The organism is Azohydromonas australica DSM 1124 (assembly GCF_000430725.1).
In the GTDB taxonomy this organism is placed as follows: Bacteria; Pseudomonadota; Gammaproteobacteria; order Burkholderiales; family Burkholderiaceae_C; genus Azohydromonas; species Azohydromonas australica.
Genome location: NZ_AUMO01000152.1, coordinates 1 through 3,296, shown reverse-complemented (window position 1 = coordinate 3,296; position 3,296 = coordinate 1). Strand labels below are relative to the sequence as shown.

The window sequence follows — 3,296 nt, the reverse complement described above, 5'->3', positions numbered from 1 at the left end:
GGCCGCGATTGCGTCGGCGAAGGTGTAGCTGGTCGTTCCGACCTGCAGTTGCTCGCCCGCACTCACGCCGCCGCCAACGCCGGCGTACCGCACCTGCACCGCATCCGCACTCAGGCTGGCAAAGCCGCCGATGGACGCCTCCAGCGTGCCGCCGCCCAGTTCGAAGGCCGCAACACCCACCGCGTCCGCACGCAGGCCGAAGTTGGCGCTCGAGAGCTTCAGAGAAGCTGCAGAACCTGCATTGAGCTCCGCCGTGACGCTGGTGCTCACGGCAACGAGCTGTTGTCCCGCCCCTTGTCCCTGGACACTGAAATCGATGCGGCCCGACAGCTGCACGAAGTCCGTGGCGGCGATCGTCAGATCACCTCCGGCGCGCACCAGTGCGCCCTGCGCACCATCCAGGCTCAGCGCCAGCGCCTGGTTCACACCCGTGCCCACGGACAGGCTCGTGTGGCCTACGGCGTAATCCACCACCGCGTCGCCGGCCTTGCCTACACGGTTGACCGCCACCGACAGGTTTGTGCCCGTGGCGGTGAGTGCGTCCACGCCCTGCAGCGATGCGCTGGAGGCGCTGGCTTGCAAGGTGGTCCAGGTACGGTTCGCGTCCTGGCGCGAGGCCATCAGCGCCAGACCGAATTCCACGCCCGCCAGCGACAGCGCCGGGCCGCCGTCGAGGCCCGCCATGGCCGACAACCCGCGCCCGCCTAGCGTCAGCAGGTCCACCAGCACGCCAGCCGACTCGTCCTCCGGCGTGCCGGCCACGTCATGCGCCAACCGCACCGTGGTGCTGCCGCGGTGGAAAGCGAAGTCGCCCCGCACACTGAAGAAGCCGGCCGTGCGCAGCAGCGCGTCCGACAGCGCCACTTCTTGCAGCCCAGCCGAGAGGCCGTCGCCGAAGGTATAGGCCGCACCGGCCACGTCGATGCTGCGCCCGCCCGCGTCGGAGCTGGTGGTGTTCCAGCGCACACTGGCCCGGCCGGCCGAGGCAGACACGTCCTCGCCCAGGTTCGCGGAGAGCGCGCCCTGTGCCTCCACAACCAAGCCGTTGGCGCCGTCGAGCACCAGGCCCACGCTAGCGTCCTGCACACCCGCGCCCAGCGAGCCGGCCAGCAGCGAGACGCTGGCCGACGAGGAGTTCATCTCCAGCGCGCCGCTCGTGGCGTCACGCTCGAAGGCGAAATTGCCGCTGACGGCCAGCGAGCCGCCGACCAGCGCCTTCAGGCCGGTGACGTTGACCACCGGTGCGCTGCTGGCGCTAAGTTGGCCGAAGCGGTACTGGAAGCCACCGGAGGTCAGCAGCCGGTCGCTCTGGTCGGCGCCGGTGGTGTTGAGCTTGAGCAGCGCCGCCTGCGCACTGACGTCGGCGAAGTTGCCGCCATCGAGTGCGAACGAACCAGTGGCCTCCAGCGCAAGCGTGCCATCGGACAGCAGCACCAAGCCAAAGCTGGCGCGATCCAACCCCACCTCCACGCCGCCGGCGCTGAAATGCGCGCTGACATCGCCGCCGGCCAGCACCAGGCTGGATGCCGAGACGGCCACGCCCAGCGTGCCCTCCAAGGTCACGGGACCGACCACGAGGGTCACGTCGCCGCTGGCACTGGCGTGCTCGCCGAGTTGGCCGTCCGCGTTGAAGACGTACGTGGTGCCGGCCACCGTCACGCTCTGGGCGTAGGCCGAGAGATCGATGATGGCGTCGTTGGGCGCACCCCCGGCCAGGGTGCCGGTGCCCAGCGCGAAGTCCAGCGTCAGCGTCTGCGCGCTGAAGCTCAGCTGGCTCGTGCCGAACAGGTTGATGCCGCCGGCCTGGCCGGTGCCCAGCACATAGCCCAGGTCGCTGCCAAGGGTGTTGTCGTCGAGCAGCAGCAGGCCGAAATCCACGTCGGCGAAGGACACGCCCGGCTTGCCCGGGTCCAGGCTGTCCAGCCCCAGGTAGCCGGTCCCGTCGGCCAAGCCCACCTTCCACATCGCGTAGTCGTGGCCGCCGATAGCGACATCGACGTTGTAAGCCGTGGAGAACGTGCCCGTGAGCTTCAGGCCGCTGCCGAGGTCCAGCGAGCCCGTGAACGCGAAGCTGCTGTTGTTCTTGAAGTAGTCGAAGTTGAGCCACAGGCCCATGCGGTCGGCCAGGCTGTCGGCCTGGGCGCCCGCGCCGTCGTGCAGTACGTCGACGATGAAGGCCGTCGAGACGTCGAGCTGGTGCGCCACCAGCTGCAGCGCGCGGTCGGTCGTGCGGACCTCGAAGTACAGCCCGTTGCCCGCGTCCAGCAGCCCGGTGGCGTTGGCGAAGCTGCCCTGCAGCGCGCCGAAGGTCAGCACGTCGAAGACCTGGCCGTCCGTGGGCTTGAAGCCGTCGAGCAACTTGACGGCGAGCGTGCCGTCCAGCGTCGCTGTGTTCTCGACCTTGATCTGGTCGTAGCCAGTGCCAGGCGCGGAGCCGCCAATCTCGATCTGCAGTGTCGCGTTCCCGGTCTGAACGAAAGACTGGAAGCTCTGCATGCCCGGTGAGTAGCCGGGGCTCACCAGGCCGGTGTTGAGCAGCGACACGTTCATCGTGCCACTGCCCTTGAGCGCCTCGTTGGCCGCGACCGTGAGCTCGCTCTCCATGAAGCCCGTGCGCTGCGCGAGCTGCGCGAGGTCGAAGACCGTGGCGTCCACCGAGAAGGTTTGCGCCAGGGAAGCCTTGCGCAGCGCGGCCTGGTCGGAGCGGATCTGCTGGAACAGCTCCGGGCTCACCAGGTTGCCGAAGTCCGCCAGCTGCGCCGCTCCGGACACGTCCGCGGCCTGCGCCGCGTCCGGGAAGTCGTAGGCCTGGACCAGCGCCTGGTCATGCCGCTCGTCGGGCACGAGCACCGTCTGGGCGGCCCCCAGCACCGGATCGGCCGACAGCAGCACCCGGGGCTCCAGCGCTTCCATTCGGAACGCATCGCGGATACGGCGGGCCAGACGACGGACAGGCTTCTTCAACAATGCGCTCACGGGAATTCTTTCGTTGCGGAGTCGGTGGTACCCAAAACACAGGCGCACCACTCCATCAGCGTAGGGACCCGCGATTGTTCCAAATCGAAAGCGCAAAACTGCAAGTCCGGTGTCAACTAATGCACGCTCCGGACCGCAGAATTATTAGATTTTTAAGCAGCCTGACCACGGGATGAGACGAAACCGGCCATGGCCGCCCCTGCGGCCATAGCTCACGTCCGTCGGGACAGGCTCTCAGGCCCACCCCTTTCAAGGTGCCCATTTAGCGAGCACGCTGCCTCCTCTGACGCACCCGATGGCAAGTGGAGGTGTGCGATGAC

1 protein-coding gene is annotated in these 3,296 nt (G+C 68.1%); it reads right to left on the bottom strand.

Annotation, left to right across the window (positions count from 1 at the left end):
• A partial coding sequence (locus H537_RS44190; protein WP_169517050.1) for an LEPR-XLL domain-containing protein occupies window positions 1-2,976 on the bottom strand: 2,976 nt, incomplete at its 3' end.
• Window positions 2,977-3,296: the final 320 nt, after the last annotated feature.